At 45.5% G+C, this 23,020-nt stretch carries 20 protein-coding genes; 1 reads left to right on the forward strand and 19 read right to left on the reverse strand.

Going from position 1 to position 23,020, the window contains the following annotated elements; translation table 11 throughout:
* Positions 1 to 80: 80 nt before the first annotated feature.
* From ACHZBG_RS05185 to ACHZBG_RS05245, 13 genes are all read right to left on the reverse strand, one after another.
* Positions 81 to 1,067, reverse strand: coding sequence for an ADP-ribosylglycohydrolase family protein (locus ACHZBG_RS05185; protein ID WP_320128386.1), 987 nt, complete (start codon positions 1,065 to 1,067; stop codon positions 81 to 83).
* Between the two features lie 12 nt (positions 1,068 to 1,079).
* On the reverse strand, positions 1,080 to 3,185 hold the full coding sequence (locus tag ACHZBG_RS05190; RefSeq protein ID WP_320128387.1) for an ADP-ribosylglycohydrolase family protein: 2,106 nt from the start codon (positions 3,183 to 3,185) through the stop codon (positions 1,080 to 1,082).
* Between the two features lie 31 nt (positions 3,186 to 3,216).
* Entirely contained in the window at positions 3,217 to 4,698 is a 1,482-nt protein-coding gene (locus ACHZBG_RS05195; RefSeq protein WP_320128388.1) for an extracellular solute-binding protein, read from the reverse strand.
* A gap of 26 nt (positions 4,699 to 4,724) precedes the next feature.
* Positions 4,725 to 5,615, reverse strand: coding sequence for a carbohydrate ABC transporter permease (locus ACHZBG_RS05200; RefSeq protein WP_320128389.1), 891 nt, complete (start codon positions 5,613 to 5,615; stop codon positions 4,725 to 4,727).
* Complete coding sequence (locus ACHZBG_RS05205) at positions 5,612 to 6,553, reverse strand: ABC transporter permease subunit (protein ID WP_320128390.1); 942 nt, start codon at positions 6,551 to 6,553, stop codon at positions 5,612 to 5,614. The genes ACHZBG_RS05200 and ACHZBG_RS05205 overlap by 4 nt, the downstream gene beginning before the upstream one ends.
* An 18-nt stretch (positions 6,554 to 6,571) precedes the next feature.
* Complete coding sequence (locus ACHZBG_RS05210) at positions 6,572 to 6,883, reverse strand: DUF4387 domain-containing protein (RefSeq protein WP_320128391.1); 312 nt, start codon at positions 6,881 to 6,883, stop codon at positions 6,572 to 6,574.
* Complete coding sequence (locus tag ACHZBG_RS05215) at positions 6,883 to 8,256, reverse strand: acyclic terpene utilization AtuA family protein (RefSeq protein ID WP_320128392.1); 1,374 nt, start codon at positions 8,254 to 8,256, stop codon at positions 6,883 to 6,885. The genes ACHZBG_RS05210 and ACHZBG_RS05215 overlap by 1 nt, the downstream gene beginning before the upstream one ends.
* Positions 8,253 to 8,945, reverse strand: a complete 693-nt coding sequence (locus ACHZBG_RS05220) for a FadR/GntR family transcriptional regulator (RefSeq protein WP_320128393.1) — start codon at positions 8,943 to 8,945, stop codon at positions 8,253 to 8,255. Before ACHZBG_RS05220 ends, ACHZBG_RS05215 begins: the two co-directional genes overlap by 4 nt.
* 117 nt (positions 8,946 to 9,062) lie before the next feature.
* Positions 9,063 to 11,954, reverse strand: coding sequence for a beta-phosphoglucomutase (gene pgmB / locus ACHZBG_RS05225; RefSeq protein ID WP_320128394.1), 2,892 nt, complete (start codon positions 11,952 to 11,954; stop codon positions 9,063 to 9,065).
* Between the two features lie 3 nt (positions 11,955 to 11,957).
* The gene (locus tag ACHZBG_RS05230; RefSeq protein ID WP_320128395.1) at positions 11,958 to 12,863 is read right to left on the reverse strand and encodes a carbohydrate ABC transporter permease; all 906 of its coding nucleotides are present in this window, start codon (positions 12,861 to 12,863) and stop codon (positions 11,958 to 11,960) included.
* Positions 12,863 to 13,942, reverse strand: a complete 1,080-nt coding sequence (locus tag ACHZBG_RS05235; protein ID WP_320128396.1) for a sugar ABC transporter permease — start codon at positions 13,940 to 13,942, stop codon at positions 12,863 to 12,865. Before ACHZBG_RS05235 ends, ACHZBG_RS05230 begins: the two co-directional genes overlap by 1 nt.
* A gap of 60 nt (positions 13,943 to 14,002) precedes the next feature.
* The gene (locus ACHZBG_RS05240) at positions 14,003 to 15,292 is read right to left on the reverse strand and encodes an ABC transporter substrate-binding protein (protein WP_320128397.1); all 1,290 of its coding nucleotides are present in this window, start codon (positions 15,290 to 15,292) and stop codon (positions 14,003 to 14,005) included.
* 41 nt (positions 15,293 to 15,333) lie between these two features.
* Positions 15,334 to 16,347 (reverse strand): LacI family DNA-binding transcriptional regulator, encoded by a 1,014-nt coding sequence (locus tag ACHZBG_RS05245; RefSeq protein ID WP_320128398.1) that lies wholly within the window; start codon positions 16,345 to 16,347, stop codon positions 15,334 to 15,336.
* Between the two features lie 292 nt (positions 16,348 to 16,639).
* On the opposite strand from ACHZBG_RS05245, the gene ACHZBG_RS05250 reads away from it, so the two are divergent.
* Complete coding sequence (locus ACHZBG_RS05250) at positions 16,640 to 17,140, forward strand: asparaginase domain-containing protein (RefSeq protein WP_320128399.1); 501 nt, start codon at positions 16,640 to 16,642, stop codon at positions 17,138 to 17,140.
* 76 nt (positions 17,141 to 17,216) lie between these two features.
* On the opposite strand, the gene garR is transcribed toward ACHZBG_RS05250, so the two are convergent.
* From garR to ACHZBG_RS05280, 6 genes are read right to left on the reverse strand one after another with little or no spacing between them, the layout of a single operon-like run.
* Positions 17,217 to 18,101: a 2-hydroxy-3-oxopropionate reductase gene (gene garR, locus ACHZBG_RS05255; protein ID WP_320128400.1), complete on the reverse strand. Its 885-nt coding sequence runs from the start codon at positions 18,099 to 18,101 to the stop codon at positions 17,217 to 17,219.
* Between the two features lie 10 nt (positions 18,102 to 18,111).
* A complete protein-coding gene (locus tag ACHZBG_RS05260; RefSeq protein ID WP_320128401.1) occupies positions 18,112 to 19,050 on the reverse strand; it encodes a transketolase C-terminal domain-containing protein in 939 nt (312 codons plus the stop codon).
* Between the two features lies 1 nt (position 19,051).
* On the reverse strand, positions 19,052 to 19,894 hold the full coding sequence (locus ACHZBG_RS05265) for a transketolase (RefSeq protein ID WP_320128402.1): 843 nt from the start codon (positions 19,892 to 19,894) through the stop codon (positions 19,052 to 19,054).
* A 29-nt stretch (positions 19,895 to 19,923) separates the two neighbouring features.
* A complete protein-coding gene (locus ACHZBG_RS05270) occupies positions 19,924 to 20,676 on the reverse strand; it encodes an SDR family oxidoreductase (protein ID WP_320128403.1) in 753 nt (250 codons plus the stop codon).
* Positions 20,677 to 20,684: 8 nt separating this feature from the next.
* On the reverse strand, positions 20,685 to 21,713 hold the full coding sequence (locus ACHZBG_RS05275; protein WP_320128404.1) for a zinc-binding dehydrogenase: 1,029 nt from the start codon (positions 21,711 to 21,713) through the stop codon (positions 20,685 to 20,687).
* Between the two features lie 17 nt (positions 21,714 to 21,730).
* A complete protein-coding gene (locus ACHZBG_RS05280; protein ID WP_320128405.1) occupies positions 21,731 to 23,014 on the reverse strand; it encodes a TRAP transporter large permease in 1,284 nt (427 codons plus the stop codon).
* Between the last annotated feature and the right edge of the window lie 6 nt (positions 23,015 to 23,020).

Below are 23,020 nucleotides of genomic sequence, written 5' to 3' on the forward strand. Positions count from 1 at the left end.
AATCCAACAGGTCCTTTCTGGACAAAGATGACGGCCTCTTCTCACAAAAAGGCCGCTATCTTTATACATGAATTCAATTGTTACCTAATCAAATCCCCAAGCTGCTCACCTATCGCACAGATATCAAGCCCCTTGGTAAATTGCAGGCAAGTTCCACTAGGATGCCTGACTTTCTCAACCCACCTTGACGGAATCTGGGAAAGACCGAACTTGGCACCAAGAATGGCACCGGCAACAGCTCCTATGGTATCGGCATCCCTGGCAAAGTTTCCGGCCAGAACCAAACCGCTTCTGAAATCTTCATGAGAGAGCGCAAGACACCCAAAGGAAGCAGGAATGGCTTCTGCCGTCGTTGCCCAAACACTCGCTCGCAATTGGTCATGCAAAGGCATCCAGCAATCCATGATATTCCCGTGGGCTTGCTCTATGATGGCAAAAGCCTGTTTCATATTGTAATAAAGCCAGCTATCCGTAGGTATGGGAGCCATTGCGGCGTCAAAGATCTCCTCAAATGTTCCATCGACCATGGCAACCGAAACAGCTGCGGCAACAGCCTGAGCTCCCCAGATGCCATCTTCCGAGTGACTTATCGAGGCATCGATCTCCGCCATGCTTGCGGCTCTCTTTGGATCTCCGGCACAGACGATTCCTACAGGAGGAATTCTCATGGCAGTTCCGTCACTCATATGGAAGGTATTGAATTTTCCTGACTGCGGGGGACGCAATCCTTTTCTCAGATTGTTTGCGGCGGCAATTTCACTTGCTCCACCCCGCTTGTATTCATCTTGGATAACAACATCCTCAAACCACGCCTTGACTACTGAATCAACAGTTAATATTCCTTTAGAAGCTATCAAAGTCTTTGCTGTCAACAAGGCAAATTCAGTATCATCAGTGCTCCAGGAAGCTCCCGCGTTAAAATCAGTGATGAAGCCATAGCTTTCCCTATTGGCCTGCATCCTTGCAGCATCCCCAAAGGAGTCACCAATGGCAAGCCCTATCAAGGCACCGACAGCCTTATCCCTGACCAGTTTCCGATCTGCTACCAATTCTTTTCTTGTAAGCATGGTTATCTCCCCTTATTCTTCTTGTACCCATACATTGCCAAACCCACACCGACCAGTGGCATACATGGCATATCCGCACATGCCATAGGCAAACGAATCATCACTGCATGAGATTATAATTGAACCATCAATTTCCAAGGACAAGGCATTGCCCAGTGCCGAGAAAATCAATGCATACTCTTTTTCCCTTACCAACTCATATTTCTTGGAAACCAGGGGAACGAAACTCTCTTTATCGTGTTTGAAAATACCTACTTCTCCATTATGAAATCCTGCATAATACCCTCTTCTCGCACCTTGCACCCGAAGGGATACCAAGTGGGAGGAACCGGTATGAGGACATACCGTCCCTTTAAAAACACAATCCCTTGCAAAATAATTTCCAGTCATCGCCTCTCCATGATCGAGTACCATGGCTTCCATACGTCCTTCGACCAGGTCCCAGGAACCATGGTTATGGCTGAAGGGGGTAATGGAGGCAAATTCCTTGGCTTGCTGTTTTAGATCGATATAATAATCAGGTTTGCCGCCAACGCTGAACCGATCGATATACAGACACCCAAAATCAGAATTCTTGGCAGGGGAATTTGACTCGAACAGAAGACCAACCTCATCAATCATAGCTCCTTTCAAGGATGGATTTTCACCATCGATGACAAAGGAAATATCTCTCCAGGCTTCATCCTTGACAATCTCCGCTCCAAAGGTAATTATTTTTTTTGTAACACTATTTCTTACATAGGGAGAGAGTGCGATACTTTCACCACTGATTTTTTCGAGCCTGACCCGTATAGATACAGTCTGTCCAGGATAAACGGTGGGAGAAAACACAGGCATATACCGCTCATCATCAAAATCTTCCCGACGATAAAATGGCTTATAGAAGATCCTGCAACCTTGGGGACGGACCATCTGGTCATACATAACCTCGAGGGCACCATCACCTTTGACACCGGCAGTCGCATTATTTCGCATTCGGCAAGAAAAGGTATTCGACAATCGAAAACCATGGGTAGATCCCGGAAGGGAAAAGTCAAAATCAAGGGAACCTTCCCTGATTTGCAGCTCCCTGGGTATCATTTGATGTTCACATTGCAGGGCAAGGGAACAAAGTTGCTTTGCATAGGTAGGGACATCCAGAATATTCAGATATCCAGAAATCCCTGACAGGACTATCATATCATTGACTGGTTGGCGATAATGAGAGGGAATCGAAGCCAGATCTCCGGCAACACCGAGGATCGACCCTACATTTCCTGCATTGCAATCAGTATCCCACCCTGCCATCGTTGCAATCTCAATCGCACGGGCAAAAGTCCTTCCATACAGCAGGGCCATGACACAGACTCCTGCGTTCGGAATGATATGGCAAACCCCTGGATATCGGTCATACCCCCAATTTCCTTGCAAATAAGCCAGGCATGACCGCCAATTCTCAGGATGTTCCCCATGGAATATCTGCACTGCTTTCACAACCTGGGCATAGGTACTGTCGCTGGGTATGGTAGAAAGTCCTACTGTTACCAAATCTTCGACTGAATCAGTCAAAAATGCCTGGGAAATACAGGCAGCAATAAAGGACGCTCCATGAAGGCCTTCGCCATCATGGGATACACTGGCAGCAATCCTTGCCTCTGAAGCTGCTTTCTCGGAATTGCCGGGATGAACGAATCCCCAGGTATCTATAAAAATCTGTCCACCTATCTGCTCTGCCAGAATTTTTCCGTTGGTCTTGCAAGAACCAGAGGCAGGGGCAGGAATTCCGTTCTTCAAGTTCAAGTACGCCGTATGCTCCGTACTCACCCCATAACCGCCCCACCAAAACATACCCATCCCTTCCCGTGCATAGTTCAGCCAAGCTTCACTGACATCCCCAGGGGTAAGGTCACGACCAAGGGCACCGTCAGATAATGCTCGGAGAAAGAAGACAGGACCATTGACGTCATCATCTGCTGCAAAATTCTTGAACTCCTTGACGTAGGACTTGATATCGCCATAGAACCGTTCTATTCGGTCGCTGGTCCAAAGTAATGGTTCGACCGGGGCTCCAAGACGAATACCGATGTTCATGCCCAAAAAGCCTGCATAGATTTTTTCGAGAATGACCGCTGCTTCCATATTTCCTCCGTTTCATGAAAATAAAATCCGACTACTTCAGTACCGTTGCAAGATATGCACTGATCTCGGATCCCCCGGCCTTGTTCCATTTCGTGACAAACTCATCAAAATCAGATACAGGTCGTACGCCACGGATGATATCGGTGGAATACTCTCTGTAGAGCTTATTCATCGCATCCTTGAGAGGAAGCAAATCCTCTGGGAGCAGGACATTGGTATCCGGTGCAAAATATTTTGCAGCTGCATCCAAGGAGTCCAGGGCAGGAGCTGAAAGTACCGTACCCTCAACCTTGGAGAGATCAAGCCCATTCATGGTAGGCCAGAATTTTGCCCACCAGGAAGGGAATTTGTCAGTCAAGACATATTTCCCGTTCACCATATTGTAATGAATACCTTCAAGTCCGAGTTTATCCAACACGCGTCCCTCTGGTCCAGCCATGAATTCCAAGACGGCCCAGGCAGCGTCCTTGACCTGTGAATCGGCATTGATGGCAAATCCCCTGGATTCCTTGGTTACATCAATACTCTGGTAAGCCTGGCTGACTCCCTTTGCCGGAGGCAATACGGTAAGCTCCACACCTTTGGTCTCTTTCATTTTATTGTTATACACATTGACTACATCCCCTGCCGTACCACTAACGAATCCAGCGGTTCCTTCATAGAAAGCCTGTTCCATGGTATCCCAGGTCTTGGTAATATATTCGTTATCCAACAACCCATCAGCATACAATTTTGCATAGAAGGCAAGCTTATTTTTTGCATCTGTCGTGGCATCGGAATAGACCCAAACCCCGTTTTCCTTGACAATGGTGGCAGTAATGCCAAAAGCATGGTTGAACACTGAGTCAAGCTTGAGAATTCCACCATCCGTGGTAATCGGCCACTTGCACATGCCTGTATCCTTCATCTCCTTGAACATGGCATAGTAATTGTCAATGCTTGGATCTTGCAACAAGGCTTTACTGCTTTTCAGACTGGCAAACCAATCAGATCGCATGACAGGAATCTGTACGCGAGCCGGAGCCAGCCACATCAGATACGGATAATTCTTCAGGGCAGCCTTGGTTTGGTCAGGCATAATTGCCTTCACATTGGTGGATTTTTCCACATATGGAGTCAAATCCTCAAGCAAACCATCCTGGACAAGCGGTTGGTCATTCCCCTGAAAATAGATCAAGTCAGGAGAAATCTGGCCAGTCCTGAATGCAATGGGAACCACCGTGGAATACGATCCGGTCGGGGAACTCAAGATTTCCAGATCAACATAGTTTCCTTGTCTTGCCATTCCCTCTTCAATCTTTGCCTTCAATTTTCCCAATTGGTCAGCATCGGTAATCGGATCCACATCCTTGCATAGATACGTAACCTTCACGGGAGAAGATGCAGTCCCGATACCATTAGACGACTTTGTCCCTCCCGTATTCTGATCTGGCGTTTCCTTCGATCCCGTAGCAAACACTGCACCGGCACAAAGGCACAATACCAAGGCCAATACAATCTTTTTCTGTTTCATAAAAACCTCCTTGTTCTCATTCACTTCTATTCTTTTATTCCACCTGCCATTACATCCTTGGCGTAGAATTTCAACACAAATGGATACAAAATGAGAATCGGAACAATGGCAACAATTATAGTCGCCCCTTTGAGGGCTCCGTAATCAACACGTGCCATCGTATTGTAGTCATACACATTCTGTTGTCCGATAATCGATACAGTATCGCCGAGAACTACGAACTGCCGCAGGATAACCTGCAAGACAGTATCAGTTGATTTCTTGGTCAGATAAATACTTGCCCTGAAGTATTCATTCCATCGCACCACAGCATAGAACATGGTAATCGTCGCAATACCAGCCTTTGACAATGGATAGAAGATTTTGGTAAGCATCTGGATATGATTTGCCCCATCCAGGACTGCCGCCTCGACAAGGGACTGCGGCACTTTTTCAAAATATCGCATCATGATGACAAGGTAATAGACATTTACCGCAGTTACCAAAATAACTGACCATTTGCTTCCCATCAGCCCAAGCTGCTGGATCACGACATATTCTGGAACCATTCCGGGGTCGAAAAGCATCATGATGATCAAAAAAACCATAAGGGGACGTTTAAGGGTGAGATTCGGCCTCGTAAGGGCATAAGCTGCCGTTGTGGTAAGAGCGATATTGATCAAGGTGCCCACCAAGGTAATGATGATGGAATTGATCAAGGCAGGAACGAGAACCGGATGACTCAACACTATCTTGTAGTTGATCAAATCAATATCTTGGGGAAGCACGGTCAGACCACCCATCAGGGGTGACACCTCGGGAGAGGAAAGTGACTTCGCCAGGATATTGAGCAAGGGCACCAACATGGTCAGCGTAATGAAAAACAAAAAGGCGACAAGAACAATCTGACCCGGAGAAATGGATCTTCGATGTTTCATGACCAAACCCCCGTCCCTGTCACGTGTTTGGAAAATACGTGGGTACCCCAGACCAGACAGACCCCAACCAAGCCCTTGATCAAGCTGACAGCCGTTGCCAACGAATATTGTCCACCTTCGATACCTATGCGATAAATATATGTATCAAGGATGTCGATGGTACTCTCCACCGCCTGATTGGAAAAGTTGAATACCTGATCAAAGCCTGCATTGAGAAAGAATCCCAGATTTAATATAAACATGGTAATCATGGGAACAATCAAGGCAGGAAAAATAATATGTTTGATGATTATCCAACGGGAAGCCCCGTCTATCTCTGCTGCTTCATACAATGCTGGAGATATTGATATGATAGCCGTAAAATAGATTATTGAGTCCCAACCCATGCTTCTCCACGCTTCACAGAGCATCAATATCCAGCGAATCATTGTACGATTGGTCATGAAATCGAATGTATCCAGGCCAAAGAATCTCAATATCTGGTTCACGCCACCACCAAGGGAAAGAGCACTGATCCATACTCCTGCAATAACAACCCAGGAAAGAAAATGGGGAAGATAGGAAATTACCTGGACATATTTCCGAAATCGAAAGGAACGTACTTCGTTGAGCATCAGGGCAAAGATAACAAAGGCAGGAAAGAGCAATACATACTTCATGAAGCTGATGATCAAGGTGTTCGAAAGAATTTGCCTGAATCCAGGACTCTTGAAAATCATCCTGAAATATTTCAGCCCTACAAAGGGCCAATTCCCCCTTGCCTTGAATTGAAAGAAAGCCATACGCATATTCACTATCGGTAGAAGTCGGAAAAGTATAAAAAAGACGAGCGTCGGAAGCAAAAGCAAATAAAGCGTTTTCTCAGCCTTGATTCTCTGCCAATATGTCCGTTTGGAAATGTGAGAAGCTTGTCTCAGTACTGTGCTCTGTTTTTTCATGAATACTCTCTTTTTATGCTAGGGTATCAGCAATTCCATCAAGGGCGCATGTTGCTGTGCTCCATATACATCTGAATCACCGCAGGTTCCTGAAGAAATTGACCGATGATACGTAATCTTTATTCCCAAGGCAGTAGGGAAAAAATAAATTCCGCAGAGCATACCTTTTTTTAGGTGGTATAACTCGGTTATTGCCTTTTCATTCAACATCCCACTCTTGACTACCCTTTCGTACACTTGGGAATCGGAAAAAAGGATGTCCAAGGTAATCAGGAAAGGACCACTATTCTTGCTCCTGAGTATCTGTGCCAGATCTACCAATCTATCCATCAGAATATTTCTCCTTTCTTCCACCATTGCCAGGGAAACAAGGCAGAAGGATCATCAATCGACATAAGGTGATAGACCGAGAATTCATAGACTGCCCCGAAATTTATATCGCTGGGGGCAAACGGAAAGGCAAGGTTTCCTGCAGTCGCTTTCCGTCCTTCATATCCATAATGCATGAAGGTAGAACGAACGGAAGCGCAGATTGATGAGGAAATATCCTGGTTCTCGGCCAACACCTCAAAGACTACGCATAATTCGTGTCCTGCCTGGTTATCGGGTTCCAAATCTCCCATCACCCCATTCTTTCCATAATTCATGAAATTAACCGTATATGAGGTAGAATCAATATCGTTATATTGATCCTGCACACTTTCCCGTACTAGTTTTTCGACTTCCTCAATCTTGGAAATCAAGATAGGATCCCGTACTCCTGCCACGACAAAAGTCCTGTAAGCAACCTTGCGGGCACCTTCCAGCTTTATACGATAGGGATCCGTCGGAAAAAGACGACTGCCTTGTACTCTTACCCGGTTTTCCCCGACTTGGGTGAAGGTACAATGAGACAGATCCATTTCAATTCCAGGTCCATGCAAGAGATACGGATGATCCTTCTCATAGAAGGTATGGGCGGCTACACTGAGTGGGGAACATTTGCGTTTTGGGTCACAAGGGTAGACTTCAAAATCGTCGTCGTGCAAAACGCCCATCATGCAATCCTTGGTAGTCCCGGGATTGCAGCACAGTGCCCCGCACTCAAGGACTTTGCCCAGGTGATAACTTAAGCCTATGTCAAACCCTGCATGAATTCCCGCTGCGGCAAAGGGAGCTGGATCATATGCTCTTCCACAAACAATGAGGTCTGCATCAGCCTCCAGTACCTTGAGTATTGGCTCGACTCCCATTTGTGCTACGACTCCCGTCGTTTCAAAAAGGATTTGTGCATTGAGGGGAAGTTCGATTGCATCCAGGGGAGCGACTTCTCCCTGCTCCAATTTTTCAAGAATCAATTCATTGGGAATATCAGCCCAGATAATTGCAGTTCTTGGATGTAAAGTCGGGTTTTCTGCAAGAATTTCGGCAATGATATCGAGCGTCCATTGCACATGACTTTTCCCTCCGCTTCCCCCCGCGGAACCGATAAGCACGGGGATTTTCAAATATTGCCCGCCCTCTATGATTCTTTTCAAATCCTTCTTTGCCGCTCGACGACTTACAATCGCAGTCTTGGCCCCCAGTTTATGGGGACCGGCATCCGTAGAACCTGCATCAACGACAATTGCATCAGGACGGTCAGCCAATCCATTGGCAAAGGAGGCATCAGGAAAGCCATAGCCAAGGATTCCGCACGGAGAAAGAATCTTGAAGCTTTTCATTGTTTATCCACCTTCTGGTCATACGTATGCCTGTAGCGAACCATTTCCATATGATGATTCATGGCATCATTGGCTGCTTTCTTGTCTCTGTTGGCAATCGCCTGCACTATTTGCTCATGTTCCTCTGCAATTTGTCGGATACTGCCTTCCTGTTTCCTGTTCTTTGCAGCAAGTTCTTCGATTAAATCGTAATATGTATCGATAAAGTTCATGTAGAAGATATTACGTGAAGCTTGTGCAAGCTTGTAATGAAAATAGTGATCCAGGCTAAATTGCCCGGGAATCGTACTGCTGTCAGCATGCAAGGACAAGCGGATTTCCTGGATTTCCTCATCGGAAGCCCTGTCTATGATAATCTCAACCATTTTCGATTCCAAAGAATCCCTGAAATCAAGCAAATCCAAGAAAGTTGCATCCTTGAGTGCATCGGTTACGGGTTTGGAAAGTTTCTCCAATATATCTTCCTGAATATAGGTGCCATCCTTCGTTTTTCTACGAATATAGCCAAGAACCTGCAATTGAATCATTGCTTCCCGGATGACTCCCCTGCTGACAGAAAATTTTTCTGAGAAAATAATCTCACTCGGCAATTTCTCTCCTGGTTTCAACTCCCCGTCATGGATTAACTGCAATATCTGAGCGACCACCTTATCTGAAAGGCGTTCGTTTCTAAGCGGTGTAAATTTCAAGGAATACTCCTTTTGTCTATTTGTCGAACAAATAGAGCATAGCATTGAAATCCCACCGACACAATCTTTTTTATTAAAAATTGGCGAGTGGGTTTTCGATGATCCTGACTGAAGGATTTATGTATTCAATATGCCTTGGAGAAGCTCAACAGTTAGCTTGGTGGTATCCACAAGAACATAGTCCGCTTCTGGCAACTCTTCTGCGGTCCCAATACCTACGGCTTTCATTCCTGCCTTTTTGATGGCCTGAATGCCAGCTTTCGCATCTTCAATACCTATGCAGTTGCTATACCAGACACCTATTTGCTCAGCAGCAACGAGAAATAAATCTGGTTCCGGTTTCGATTTCTGGACCTTCCTTACATCAGCAAAGGCATCAAACAAATCAAGGATTTGAAGTTTTGCACACACGGCCTTGGCATTCTTGCTGGCCGAAACCAATGCAGTGTATATCCCTGCATGCTGTAAATTCTGAAGCAACTCCCTCATTTTGGGAAATACATCCTTAGGCGAAAGGATATCCAAAGAAGCAACGTAAGCCTCGTTCTTCTGTTCCAGGGCTTGTTGCTTCTTTTCTTCATCCCAAACTACCTTATTATGCTCAAGGATGATTGCCAGGGAAGTATCACGGCTTACACCCAAGAGTTTCTTGTTCACTTCCGTATCGAAAGCTAGGCCATACCTATCGGAGACTGACTTCCAAGCAAGATAATGCAACTTAGCCGTATCCACGATGACCCCATCAAGATCAAACAAGACTCCTTCGAGAGCAGGGACAAGGGAAAAACATCTATTCTCGCCTTCTTCCAGGACAAAGGATTCATTTCTATGAATCAAGGACAGAGCCTTGCCAGCAACCAGACTATACGTCACTTCTTCTTTTGTAAAATGTATTTTCACGACAGAGGAGCGAAGGGAAAGACAAAAGCTTACGCTCTTCCAGGAATCTGGAAGTTGTGGATTGAAACTGAACGTTCCTTTCCAATCCCTGAAACCAGCAAACCCATAGACCAAGGCCATCCAACTTCCTGCCATGGAAGCAGTATGGATGCCATCGGCCGAATTGCCATGGATATCATCGATATCCATCCTGACAGTCTTCTTGAAATACCACCAAGCCTTAACGGATTGAAAGGATTCACTTGCCATAATGCTCTGGATGCAATGGGACAAGGAAGAATCGCCGGTTGTATAGGGTTCATAGAAAGCAAAGTTCCTGATTTTTTCCGCTTTGGTAAATAATCCTGACAACAGGAATTGCGCCAAGACCAAATCCGGCTGCTTGAGTACCCTATGCCGGTAGATTACCAATGGATGATAGTGAAGCAACAGGGGGTATTTTTCTCTGGGGGTATCGAAAAATGGCCAGTCCGCCTTAAAAAGGAAAGAATCATCCTGGGGATAGATTCCCAGTTCCTTGTCAAAAGGAATATACATGGCCTCGGCAATGCCCTGCCACTGATGCAATTCCCCGGTCCTTAACTCGAGGGGAAGTTGTTTCCCTTGATCCTGATATTTTTTGACGACCTCACAGCAAAACAACAAATTTTCCCGGGCCATCAAATTGGTATAGGCGTTGTTGTCGACACAAGCGGTATACTCATCGGGACCAGTCACTTCATTGATGCAGAATCGATTGCCCTTCGAAGCAACGTAGCTTCCCAAGCTTGCCCACATTCTGGCCGACTCAATAGCCATTTCCACGATCCAAGGGGGAATTTCCTTGCCAGAGGCATTGAAGCATTTCTGGGCTGCAAATAGAATATCGGCATCAATATGATATTGGGCCGTCCCGGCCGGAAAATAGGCACTGCATTCATTTCCACTGATCGTTCTCCAAGGGAACAAGGCTCCCTTGAGGTTCATGGTTTCAGCACGCTTTCGGGACTGGGGGAGAATGGAATACCTATATTTGAGCAATTGTTCGGCAAGCTCTGGTTTCAGGTAGGTAAAAATTGGGAGCACATACGATTCCGTATCCCAAAAATAATGTCCCTCGTAGCCCTCCCCGGTCAGCCCCTTGGCTGCCATACTGGTCTTTCCCTCTTTCCCACAGGACTGCAATAAATGAAACAAGTTCAGTTGCAAGGCTTGTTCAGAAAGGTCATCCCCCTCAATTCGTATCCTGGCAAGATTCCAAAAACTATCAAGGTATTCTTTTTGCTCCCTGGCAATCAAAGGAAACCCCTTGGAGGCAAACTTATGGGCCAGGAATCGCTCATCATCGCCTTCGGTACAGTAGGCAATGTATTTTGTCAGGGTAACTGTTTCACCCTCTTCGAGGTCAAAACAATATTCGATGGCAAGGTCAGAGGGAAACTTTGTAATCCTTGCGGGAATGGTCGAAGAAACATGAAAAGCCGCTCCACGCAAAGAAAGGTTGCTGTTACGGGTCTTGGCTATAAAGGAAAGTTGATTTTCCTCAATCCCGGTCTCGAGAATCAAAAGAGGCCTGGAGGAAAATTTTGAACCGACCCGAGGATCCTCGTTGGCCGATCTGTTGTCCGAGGTGACCTCTATGGAACTTCTCAGGCAAATATGTAAGGGGTTTCCTTTTGCCGTAACGGAATATTCGATGACAGCACAGTTTTTATCAATAAAAGAGACAAGACGGCGTGAACAAAGGACAACTCGATTGCCATCCTCACTTGTCCAATCAACAAATCGACTGAGAACTCCGGTATGAAAATCCAAATTTCGGGAAAAAGAATTCAGTGTCCCCCGTTTCAGGGAAAAAGGTCGCTTTCCCACTGTAAGTTCAATTCGTTTGGGGTCAGGAAGATTGAGAATCGTCTCATGATTCTTGGCATAGCCAAAGGCAGTTTCCCCATAGACAATCGGTTCACTGTCAAAAAACCCATTGATATAAGTCCCCTTATGGTAGGAACCTTCCTTTTCCTCAAAATCGCCCCGAAACCCCAAATACCCATTGGCCGTGGTAAAAAGGGTTTCGTTTCGAGCCATCAAATTCTCATCATACCAATCAGAACCAAACTGCATCGTATCCATACATCATCCTTTGACGGAACCTGCCAACAAACCTTTTACAAAATATTTCTGCAGGGAAAGAAATACCACCATAGGAAGAATCATCGAAACAAAAGCTCCAGCCGTGAGTAAATACCAGTCGGTTCCTCTTGTTCCTGCCATATTCATCAATCGAACAGTAACCACTTCCATCATCTGACCACTTCCACTCAAGAAAACCAAGGCTACCAACAAATCGTTCCAAACCCATATAAACTGGAAAATGGCAAAAGAGGCAAGAGCGGGTGTACTCAAAGGAAGGATTAAACGAGAAAAAACAGTGAAATGGTTTGCACCGTCTATGAAGGCGGATTCAAGAATGCTTCGTGGTATCGTACTGATATAGTTGAATAGCAGATACGTTGCCAGAGGAAGCCCAAAACCTGTATGGGCCAGCCATACCCCCAGATAGGTTCCATTCAATCCTATTTTCTGGTAATCGCGCAAAATTGGAATCAGCGAGATTTGTAGGGGTACTACCAAGAGGGCAATGACAATTGCAAAAAGGATTTTTCTGCCAGGAAAACTCATCCAGGCAAAAGCATAGGCAGCGGCGGCTGCAATGAAAATCGGAATAATTACCGCAGGAAGTGTCACGGTAACACTGGAAAGAAACGCACTTGCCATGGTAGCACCGCGTTTTACCACTGAGCCCCCATCCGCACCCGATACAGTATAGCGTTGTCCCCCGAGAACTTGATTATAGTTATCCAGGGTAAAATCCTTCGGATGCATAAAGGCCGTCCACCACCCGGAAGAGGCTGTTGCATCCTGGGTCCTAAAAGAAGTAATCAGGATACCAGCGGTAGGGATTGTCCAGAAAATACAAAAGACGATGAGTAAAAAGGTAATCAGTCTATGACTGTTCCTTGTTGTTGTCTTGGATTTCATCAAAACACCTCCCGCTTATTGAATTCCTTCAAGTTGTAATAAATGACGGGACTGACTGCAAGCAAGATGATTATGGCGATGGCCGAACCACGTCCATAATTCAGGAACTTGAACATCTGCTTGTATTGTTGGCTTGCCAACACTTCCGTTCCGTACAACCCGTTGGTCATGGAAAATACGATATCAAAGGTCTTCAGGGCAGCAAGCAGAATGGTTGTCGCAACCGTCAGTATACTTCCTGCGATTGAAGGAATGATGATTCGCATCAAGACCGCAAACTCCGAAGCTCCGTCGATACGGGCAGCTTCCTCAATTTCATTCGGAACTCCTTTGAGGGCCGCAGACAAGACTACCAAGGCAAAACCGGTTTGCAACCATACGAAAATTGCAATCAAAAAGAAATTATTCATGGGAGCTGTTCCGATCCAATTCTGTGGATCTTTTCCAAAGGCGACCATCAAGGCGTTGAACAATCCTGTCTGGTTGGCTCCTGCCGGTTTATAGGCATACATGAATTTCCAGATGACCCCAGCCCCTACCATGGAAATTGCCATAGGCAGGAACACAAAGGTCTTGCCAATTTTTTCAATGGAAGAACGTTCGGCAAGCAAAGCAGCAAGCAATCCAAAAAAAACTGAAAATAAAGTCCCGAACAATAACCACAATATCGTATTGCGAAAAGAGATGAGCATGGTTCGGTCAGTAAATACATATTTGTAATTTTCGAGTCCGACAAAAGCCGTTGAATTACGGTTCAGAAAACTTAGGTACAGGCTTCGTAGGGTCGGGATGAATAAATACCAACCCAGAATCAGTATTGCAGGACCAACGAATACAAAAGGGATGATCTTGTTGTAATACTTCAAGGGGAACACCTGTACGATCAGGTTGAGAGAATAAAAAAAGGAAACAACACTTACAGTTCCCCATACGATTGCAAACAAAGTAGTTGCAACTTGGGAAAAGTGGTTATCCTTTAACAGAAGAAACCCGCTGATCATGATAAAAAGGGAAATTGGGGTTATGATGAGAGCCTTGATTGCACGTTGGCTTCTCTCTTGGTCTTTCAGTAATTGCATGATACTCCCCTTGGATAGAGGATTCCGCCGTTAGGCGGAATCCCAATCATAATACTGAACTTACCTAGGCCAGCTCTTCTCGATATTGGAGAGAACGGTCTTGGTATCACTACCACCGACAAAGTCGACCATACCGGTCCAGAAGCTACCGGCACCAACTTCTGCAGGCATCAAATCAGATCCATCGAACCTGAAGACTGTGGCATCGACTAACATTTTTGCAATGTCGCGTTCAATAACATTGCCATAATCAGCAAAATTCTGATTCTTGTGGGGGAACAAGGCTCCACCGACTTTCGCCCAAGGAGCACAAGCTTCCCAAGTGGTCAAGAATTCAAGAAACTCCTTTACTCCCGGCTTGTCACTGAAAGCAACAAACTGATCGCCACCACCTAAAATGGGCTTGCCCCACTTCGGATCAATGGAGGGAAGGGCAAAAACCCCTACTTCTTCCTCAAGATTTGCCTGAATTTCCTCGGGCATAAAACCAGTGATGAAATTACCTTGACGGTTCATATAAGCCTTCGGAGGATTATCGAACAGGGGCTTGATTGCATCACCATAACTTGTGGTCAAAATATTGGTTGCACCACCGTAGACATATTTTTTGTTCAAGAAGATATCACCAAGATATCCCATTGCATTGACTACTGCCGGATCATTGAAAGGAATTTCATGACTGACCCATTTGTCATAGACTTCAGGCCCTGCGGTACGAAGCATGACATCTTCCAACCAGTCGGTACCTACCCAACCTGTAGCCGTACCTGACTCAAAACCAATTGACCAAGGAATACCGCCATCACTGACAATCTTGTCTTCAAGGGTTTTCAACTCTGCCCAGGTATTGGGAACTTTATAGCCCTTATCTGCAAAAGCTTTCTTGGGATACCATACAAAGCTCTTTGCATTTACTCGATGGAAGAGACCATACACCTTACCATTATAAGAACCAAGTTCTTTCCATACAGGTGCATAGTTTTCATCGATCATGGCAACCACTTCAGGATCGAGGGGTTTGATATAGCCATTTTCGGCAAATTTTTTCATCAAACCGGGTTGTGGCAAGGCAGCAATATCGGGAGGAGTTCCCGCTTCTGCCTGAACCAGAATTTGTGTCTCGAATTCAGGACTACCCTCATACACGACATTATAACCTGTCTTGGCATTGAAAATCTTGACGATTTCATCAAAGCGGGCAGCTTCTTCTCCTCTGAAAGCACCAAAGATCCTAATGGTCTTGTCTTCTTTCGTTGGCGCATTCTTGTCTGTTGATCCCTGTGCCCAAATACCTTGCATGGCAAGCAAGGCAATCAGGATAAACAGAGCTACCTTAGAAATTCTCTTCATGCTATCCTCCTATTATTCAAGCATCACCAAGTGATGCAAATTCACTTTTTAACCTCAGTCGAACTACGCTGATGCAAGGTCAATTCAATGACATTTTTCTTAGTAGGACGATCAGGTTCCTTGAGTCTCCATAAAATAGTCTCGGCGGCCAGTATCCCTGACTCTTCCAGACTTTGATTGACTGTCGTCAAGTTGACAAATTCAGCCATTTCTATATCATCAAAACCAATAACCCCCAGGTCATCAGGTACTGTTATACCCAATTGAACGGCACATTTAAGAATTCTGATCGCCATGGTATCACTTGAGGCAAAAAGGCAATCAGGGCGATCAGGACGGTCAAGAATCTTCAGGATTCCCGCCATTGAAGTCTGGGCAATATTGTCCCCCATCCAGACATATTGAGGTTCCAAAGAGATACCCTTGCTTGCAAAGAATGACGAGTAACCGGCAAACCGTTCTTCGGTCGAAGGGGCTGCATACGTTCTTCTGGAAGCTTCCCCAACGAACCCCGGGGTCCTGTATCCATTTTCATAGAGGAACCTGCCAGCAAGGGACCCTCCATTGCTGTTGTCGATCACCACGCTGTCAAAACCTTGTACATCGGTCTCCACAAAACAGACAGGCAAGGTAGATGCACGTAGTTTTTCTATCATGGAATCCTTGAGGGAAAGGCAAAGCAAAATGAGGCCATCCACTCGATTATTTACTATGAGCATATCAAGGTAGCCTTGCAAATCCTCATCACTTTGAACCGCATAGATAACCAGTTCATAGTGTTGTTCTGTCAAAACCGAGGCAATTCCCTTCAACCGTTCCATGAAGGAGGACTCAGTAAAAAACGGAGCCACCACCCCAATTTTCCTCAATTTCTTTCTCGCCAAGGCCACTGCATCGGCTTTGGGAACAAAATGCAAGGTTTCAATTGCAGAGAGAATGGTTTCCTTCTTTTCCTTGTTCACCTTGGAAGGCTGGTTCAATACTCGAGAGACCGTAGCAGTGCTCACTTTGGCAAGTTTTGCAACATCATAGATAGTAGGTTGTTTAGTCGGCATTGGTTCTCCATATTCATGAAACTGTTTTCATGGAACTAGTTTCATGATACACCCTCTCCAGCAGTTGTCAAGGAAAAAGGACCCAAACAAGATTTCTCCAAGGACTGACTAAAGAAGATCCTTTATAAAACTTATACAAAAAGACCGATTTCCTCTTGTTTCAACCTTTTTCCAAAAAGCTTGCAGAAGAATAAAAACATTGGAAAAAGGAAAGATTTTTCAGGACGCCCCAACCTCTGGACATAGCACGAAGCCCTTTTTCTTGGTATCCTTGTGATCAGGGAGAATCAAAATGGCACAGGAATTACGAATCATTACCACCGGCGGTACTTTTGACAAGCAATATGACGCAATAAAGGGAGAATTGACCTTCAGGGAATCCCAGCTCCCCAGAATCCTGCAGCAAGCCAGATGCACGTTGACCGTGCAACTTGAGGGCCCCTTGGCAATCGACAGTCTCTATATGACCGAGGAACAACGACAGGAAGTCGCTTCCTCTTGCCTGGCAAGCAATGAAGAAAGAATAGTGGTGGTACATGGAACTGATACGATGTGCAAAACAGCCGCAGTAGTAGCAGAATCCCTGGGAAAGGAAGACAGGCATGTTATTATCTTTACCGGCGCCATGATTCCCTATTCGCTTGAGAATTCCGATGCTGTCTTTAACCTCGGTTGTGCCATTACTGCCGTTCAAATTCTTACCCCGGGTGTCTATATTTGCATGAGCGGCAAGATTTTTACCTGGAACAATTGCATCAAGAACAAGGAAAAAGGAATTTTCCAGAATCTATAGGAAAAACCGTACCGACTACAGGAGAGCCTGTCAGTCAGTACGGTTATCTTTTCATCCCATTCTTTTGGACAATAAACTAGGATCGAACCTTAACCTTCGATTCTTGCTCATACCATTGAATCAATCCACCATGGTCGTCACTACCCTTTCCTTCAGCTGACAGACTCTTCATCATTCCAATGACAGCATTACTGATAGGTGCAGGGGAAGCGAGACTTTCAGCAGTATCAAGGGCATTTTGAAGATCCTTGATATGCAAATCAATTCTAAACCCAGGCTTGAAATTCCCAGCCAGGATCAAAGGTGCCTTGGCATCGAGTACGGTACTTCCGGCCAACCCACCCCTGATTGCCTTGAATACCTTTTCGGGATCAACCTTTGCCTTGGTTGCCAAGACCAAGGCTTCGCTCATGCCCGCAATATTTGCAGCAACCATAATCTGGTTTGCAAGCTTGGTGATGTTCCCGCTTCCGATCTCACCGACAAGCGTAACACTACCGCCCATGACCTTGAGCATATCCTCCACCTTGGCAAAGGAAGCTTCAGGTCCTCCAACCATAATTGCCAGAGTCCCATCGATTGCCTTTGGCTCGCCCCCACTTACGGGTGCATCGAACATAACGATGCCCTTTTTAGAGAGTTCGGTAGCTACTTCCTGGCTTACAATAGGAGAAATGGAACTCATATCTATAAGAATCGTACCTTTTTTCATACCTTCGATAACTCCGCCTTCCCCAAGAACCACTTGCTTGACATGGGGGGAATTGGGAAGCATTGTAATCACCACGTCACTCATTTCAGCCACTTTCTTGGCAGAAGGAGCAGCAATGGCACCACAGGCAACGACCTCGGCAACAGCATCTTTATTCAAGTCATTGACCACAAGGGAATAGCCAGCCTTCAACAAATTCTTTGCCATCGGCTTTCCCATAATTCCAAGACCAATAAATCCAATCATCATGTATTTCTCCTTACTTGTTTTCCAAAACAGAACGAACTTTCTTTGCAATATCTTCCGGTTCCAATTCATAATGTTTCAATAGAATTGAATAATTTTCGGCAGAGGTCCCAAAGGAATCGTTAATTCCCAATACTTCAATGGGAAGTTTCTTTTTCGAGAGGGCAGAACAGACAACGCTTCCCAGGCCACCATAGATACTATGCTCTTCAGCAGTAACCACACCTTTCATGCCTGCACAATACGCTTCCAAGGCTTCTGTATCCAAAGGCTTGATAGTACTTACATTGACAACCCGAAGGGAAATTCCTTCTTTTTGAAGGATTTCGGCAGCTTTAAGAGATTGGCTGACCATTACTCCAGTCGCAAAAACCGTAACATCCGTTCCATCCTGCAATTGAGTCATCTTTCCGATATGGTATTCCTGGTTCGGATCGGTAATCACAGGAAGATCATTTCGGTTGATCCTTATATACATCGGACCTTTTGCTGCAACCATTGCCTTTACCATTTGTTCTGTTTCCACGGCATCTGCCGGAGAGAGGACTGTCATATGGGGAAGTACCTGCATAAGGGCAATATCATCGATACTTTGGTGAGTTTTTCCGTCACCATAGTCAGAAAGACCTGCACTTGATCCACATATCTTTACATTCAACGCGGCAATAGCCACTGAAGACCTGATCTGGTCATAGGCGCGTCCGGTTGCAAAAACAGCAAAGGAATTGATGAAGGGAATCTTGCCTGTCAAAGAAAGCCCCGCGGCCACGGAAGCCATGTTCTGTTCGGCAATACCCATTTGGAAATAACGTTCCGGATAATTGGCCCCATACAGGCTGGACATGGTCGAATTGCCCAAGTCAGCTTCAAGAAGGACAATATCCTTATTATCCTTGCCCAATTCCACCAAGGTTTCCCCATAGGTTTTTCTCAAGCTATCTGAAGTTCTCATGTTATATCTCCCTCTTCATGCGATCAATGCATTCCCATGCTATCTTGTACTCTTCCTCGGTCATCGAAGCATTGTGGTATTTTGCCTTTCCCTCGGCAAAGGGAAAACATTTGCCCTTGATAGTGTGAGCCAAGATTACCGTAGGACCATCCTTATAGGCCTTTGCCGCATCAATGGCCCCAAGTATCTGAACCATGTCATGCCCATCAATTTCCAGGACATTCCAACCAAAAGCCTTCCATTTTTCACAAAGATTTTCAATCGGAAAAATCTTCTTGGTGGTGTCAGTGGCCTGAACTCCGTTATAATCGACGATTGCTGTCAAATTATTTGCATTGAAACCATGACTTGCCATAATAGCTTCCCATATCTGCCCTTCTGCCAGTTCACCATCGCCGCAAATCGTATATACCCGGGCATCATTTCCATCAAGTTTCAATCCCATGGCCATTCCAAGGGAAATCGACAATCCCTGGCCAAGTGAACCGGTAACCGCTTCGATACCAGGAGTTCTATCCATATCAGGATGCCCTTGAAGCATTCCATTGAAGGTTTTTACCTTGGCAAGCTCACTACGATCAAAAAACCCCAGCTCGACAAGACATGCATATTGGACAAGCACGGCATGCCCCTTGCTCATGATCAGGCGATCTCTCGCAGGATCCTTCGGATTGCCCGGATTGACCTGCATTTCAGAAAAATACAAGGCAGCCATGACATCAGCAATGGAACTGCTACCCCCCAAATGTCCCACTTTTCCGGGTGGAATCATCTCAAGGATATTGGCCCTGACCTTGATTGCTTTCATTTTCAATTCATTAATCTGTTCTTGGGAATAATCCATTTATGTATCTCCTTATCCCTTATTCGAAATCAACAACATGTAACGCCACCGTCAACTGGCAAGGAAATGCCATTTATAAACGATGATTCCTCGCAAGAAAGAAACAAGACGGCATTCGCGACATCGGCAGAAGTTGCCAAACGTCCAAGAGGAACTTCATCAAGTCTCTGCTGCTTCTTTACTGGATCTGCAAACATTTTCTGGACAAGCGGGGTATCTACGGTACTGGGATGTATTGAATTGCAACGAATTCCATCCTTTGCATATCGGCTGGCAATGGACTTGGTAAGAATCGTGACAGCACCCTTTGTCGCGGAATATGCCTCGGGAGTATACCGATGCCCAATAAGACCACAAACCGAGGAAGTATTGAGGATCAACCCCTTGTGCTGGTTTCGCATGACGGGAATCACATACTTGGTACCGAGAAAAACACTCCCTACGTTGACAAGCATCATGGTATTCCATTCTTCCAAGGACATTTCCTCGATTGCTTTGCGGATGTTTATACCCGCATTGTTCACCAAAATATCAATATGGCCTTCCAGCTCCAGAATTTTTGCTACTATTCGTTCCCAATCCTCAAATCGAGTAATATCCATTTTCAAGAAAGTCGCCTTTCCCTTTGCAGCGATGATACTCTCTTCAACCGACTTTCCTTTTGCTTCATCCATATCCAGCAAATAGACGATCGCCCCATTTTTGGCAAGCAGCATTGCCATCTCAGAACCCAACCCACCGGCACCACCGGTAAGCAATATTGTTTTACCTGTTACATTCATTTTTTTGCCTAGCTCTCCAAAAACACCTTGAGCATTTTCCCTTCGCGATTGTTCTCCAGATCCTTGAAAGCCTGAACGCCGTCCTCAAGTCTGTAATAATTGGTCATCAAAGGTTCAAGATTGATCTTTTTTTGTTCGATCAAGCGCAAGCTCTTTTGAAATCCATCGAGGTCGTATACATAGTTGCCTTTTATCTTCAGCTCCATGGTCACGATCTTCTGCATGTTTACCTCGACAGTTTTCTGGGCATTCCCTATCCAAATGGCGGTTCCCCCGATTTTCAGGCATTCCAGGGAGTTTGTTGCAGTAGCTGCAATACCTACAGCCTCGATGGAAAAATCACAGCCCTTTTTTCCGGTTATCCTTCCGATTGCATCGCCAAAATTCTCATTTCTGGGATTGATGACGAAATCGGCGCCAAGTTGCTTGGCAACATCTAGTCGATAATCAGTGGCATCGCTGATTATCACGTTCCTCGCTCCACGATACTTAAGAAGTGCAAGGGCCAAGAGACCTATTGTCCCGGCGCCAATTATTATGGTGTAGCCGGCCTCCTTGAGTTCTTCATCAGATATCTTATGGGTTGCCCGGTAGGCCACTGCCAAAGGCTCGGTAAACGCAGCTTCATTGAAAGAGATCCCTTCAAAGGGAATCAAATATTTTTCCTGGATGACGACATACTCACACATGGAGCCATTTACATCGAGGACTCCCATGCAGATTCCTTCAGGACATACATTGACCAATCCCTTCTTGCAGTATTCACAGACCCCGCAATAGGGTTTTGGGAATACCACGACCTTCTGGCCTACCACATATTTGCCAGTTTCGGGAGCTTCTTCGATGATTCCTGAAAACTCATGCCCCATGATCATGGGAGGAGTTCTTCTCCCCGTCTTCCCCCTGTAACCTTCATAATCAGAGCCACAAATACCATTGGATTTCACGCGGATCAAGTATTCGCCTGAACCAGGAACAGGCTTGGCAATTTGCCGTAGTTCCATGGTATTTTCACCCACATAATACAAAGCTTTCATGTTTCATACTTCCTTCATTAATAAATATATCCAAGCAGACGAGGCAAAAAGAGCGTTAGGTCAGGAATAAAAGTAAGTAACATCAGGGCAATAAGTTCGACACCGATGAACGGCATAATGGCCTTTGAGATCTTCTCGATACTCAATCCTGATATCGGAGCAGCCGCATACAGGCAAGTACCTACAGGAGGAGTGCTCAATCCGATGTTCAGGTTGACCAGCATCACCAAGGCAAAATGCAAGGGTTGAATCCCGAGCTGGACTGCAATGGGAAGCAAAATAGGGGCCAGTATCAGCACTGAGGCTCCTGGATCCATTATCATACCCATGAACAAGAGAAATACATTCACCATCAACAGGAAGAGATATTTATTTGTCGTAATGCCAAGCATAAAATTTGCGACAAGGGTCGGAATTCTCTCAATGGTCAAGACTTGCCCAAAGAGATTGGCCATGGCAATGACCAACAGAGTTATGGAAGAAGTTACTGCCGCACTCTTGAAACTCTCAAACACTTCTTTCCAAGACATTGTCTTGAGAATGAACACGCCTGCAAAAATAGCGTACAAGCAAGAAATGACTGCCGCTTCAGTGGGAGTAAAGATTCCACTGAAAATACCGACGACAAGCACAACTGGACACATAAGCCCGACAAAGGATTCCTTAAGGGTAAAGACAACCGTCTTGAAGGGAATTCGCTCAGTCCGTCGTGGATGGTTATATTTTCTGGCATATATATACGTAAGTACCATGAGGGACAAAGCTATTGCCAATCCCGGAATATACCCTGCCGCAAAAAGGGCTCCCACCGATTCACCCGTGGCCATGGAATAAATGACCATGACGACACTGGGAGGGATGATGGGACCAATTACGGAGGAGGCACAAGTTACTGCAGTTGCATATTCTGCTGAATAGCCTTCTTTTTCCATGGCCGGAATCAACAAAGATCCAAGAGCTGCAGTATCAGCCACTCCGCTACCGGTAATACCTGCAAAGAAAACACTTGCAACGATGTTCACTTGTGCCAGGGCCCCGGGAATACGACCTACCAATATGTTGGAAAAACTGATGAGTGCATCGGTAATCTTGGAGCGATTCATCAATTCACCTGCCAGAATAAAAAACGGAATTGCCAATAGAACATAATTATCAATGCCGCTGAACATTTTCTGGCCGATCATGCTCAAGGGAATATTTCCCAGTACAACAAAGTAATATAAGGAAGAAACTCCCAGGACTAAGGCAATCGGGATACCAATTGCCATGGCTAGCACAAATACAATCGCAATAACACCCATGTTTGA

It is taken from the genome of uncultured Sphaerochaeta sp. (assembly GCF_963676625.2).
GTDB lineage: Bacteria > Spirochaetota > Spirochaetia > Sphaerochaetales > Sphaerochaetaceae > Sphaerochaeta.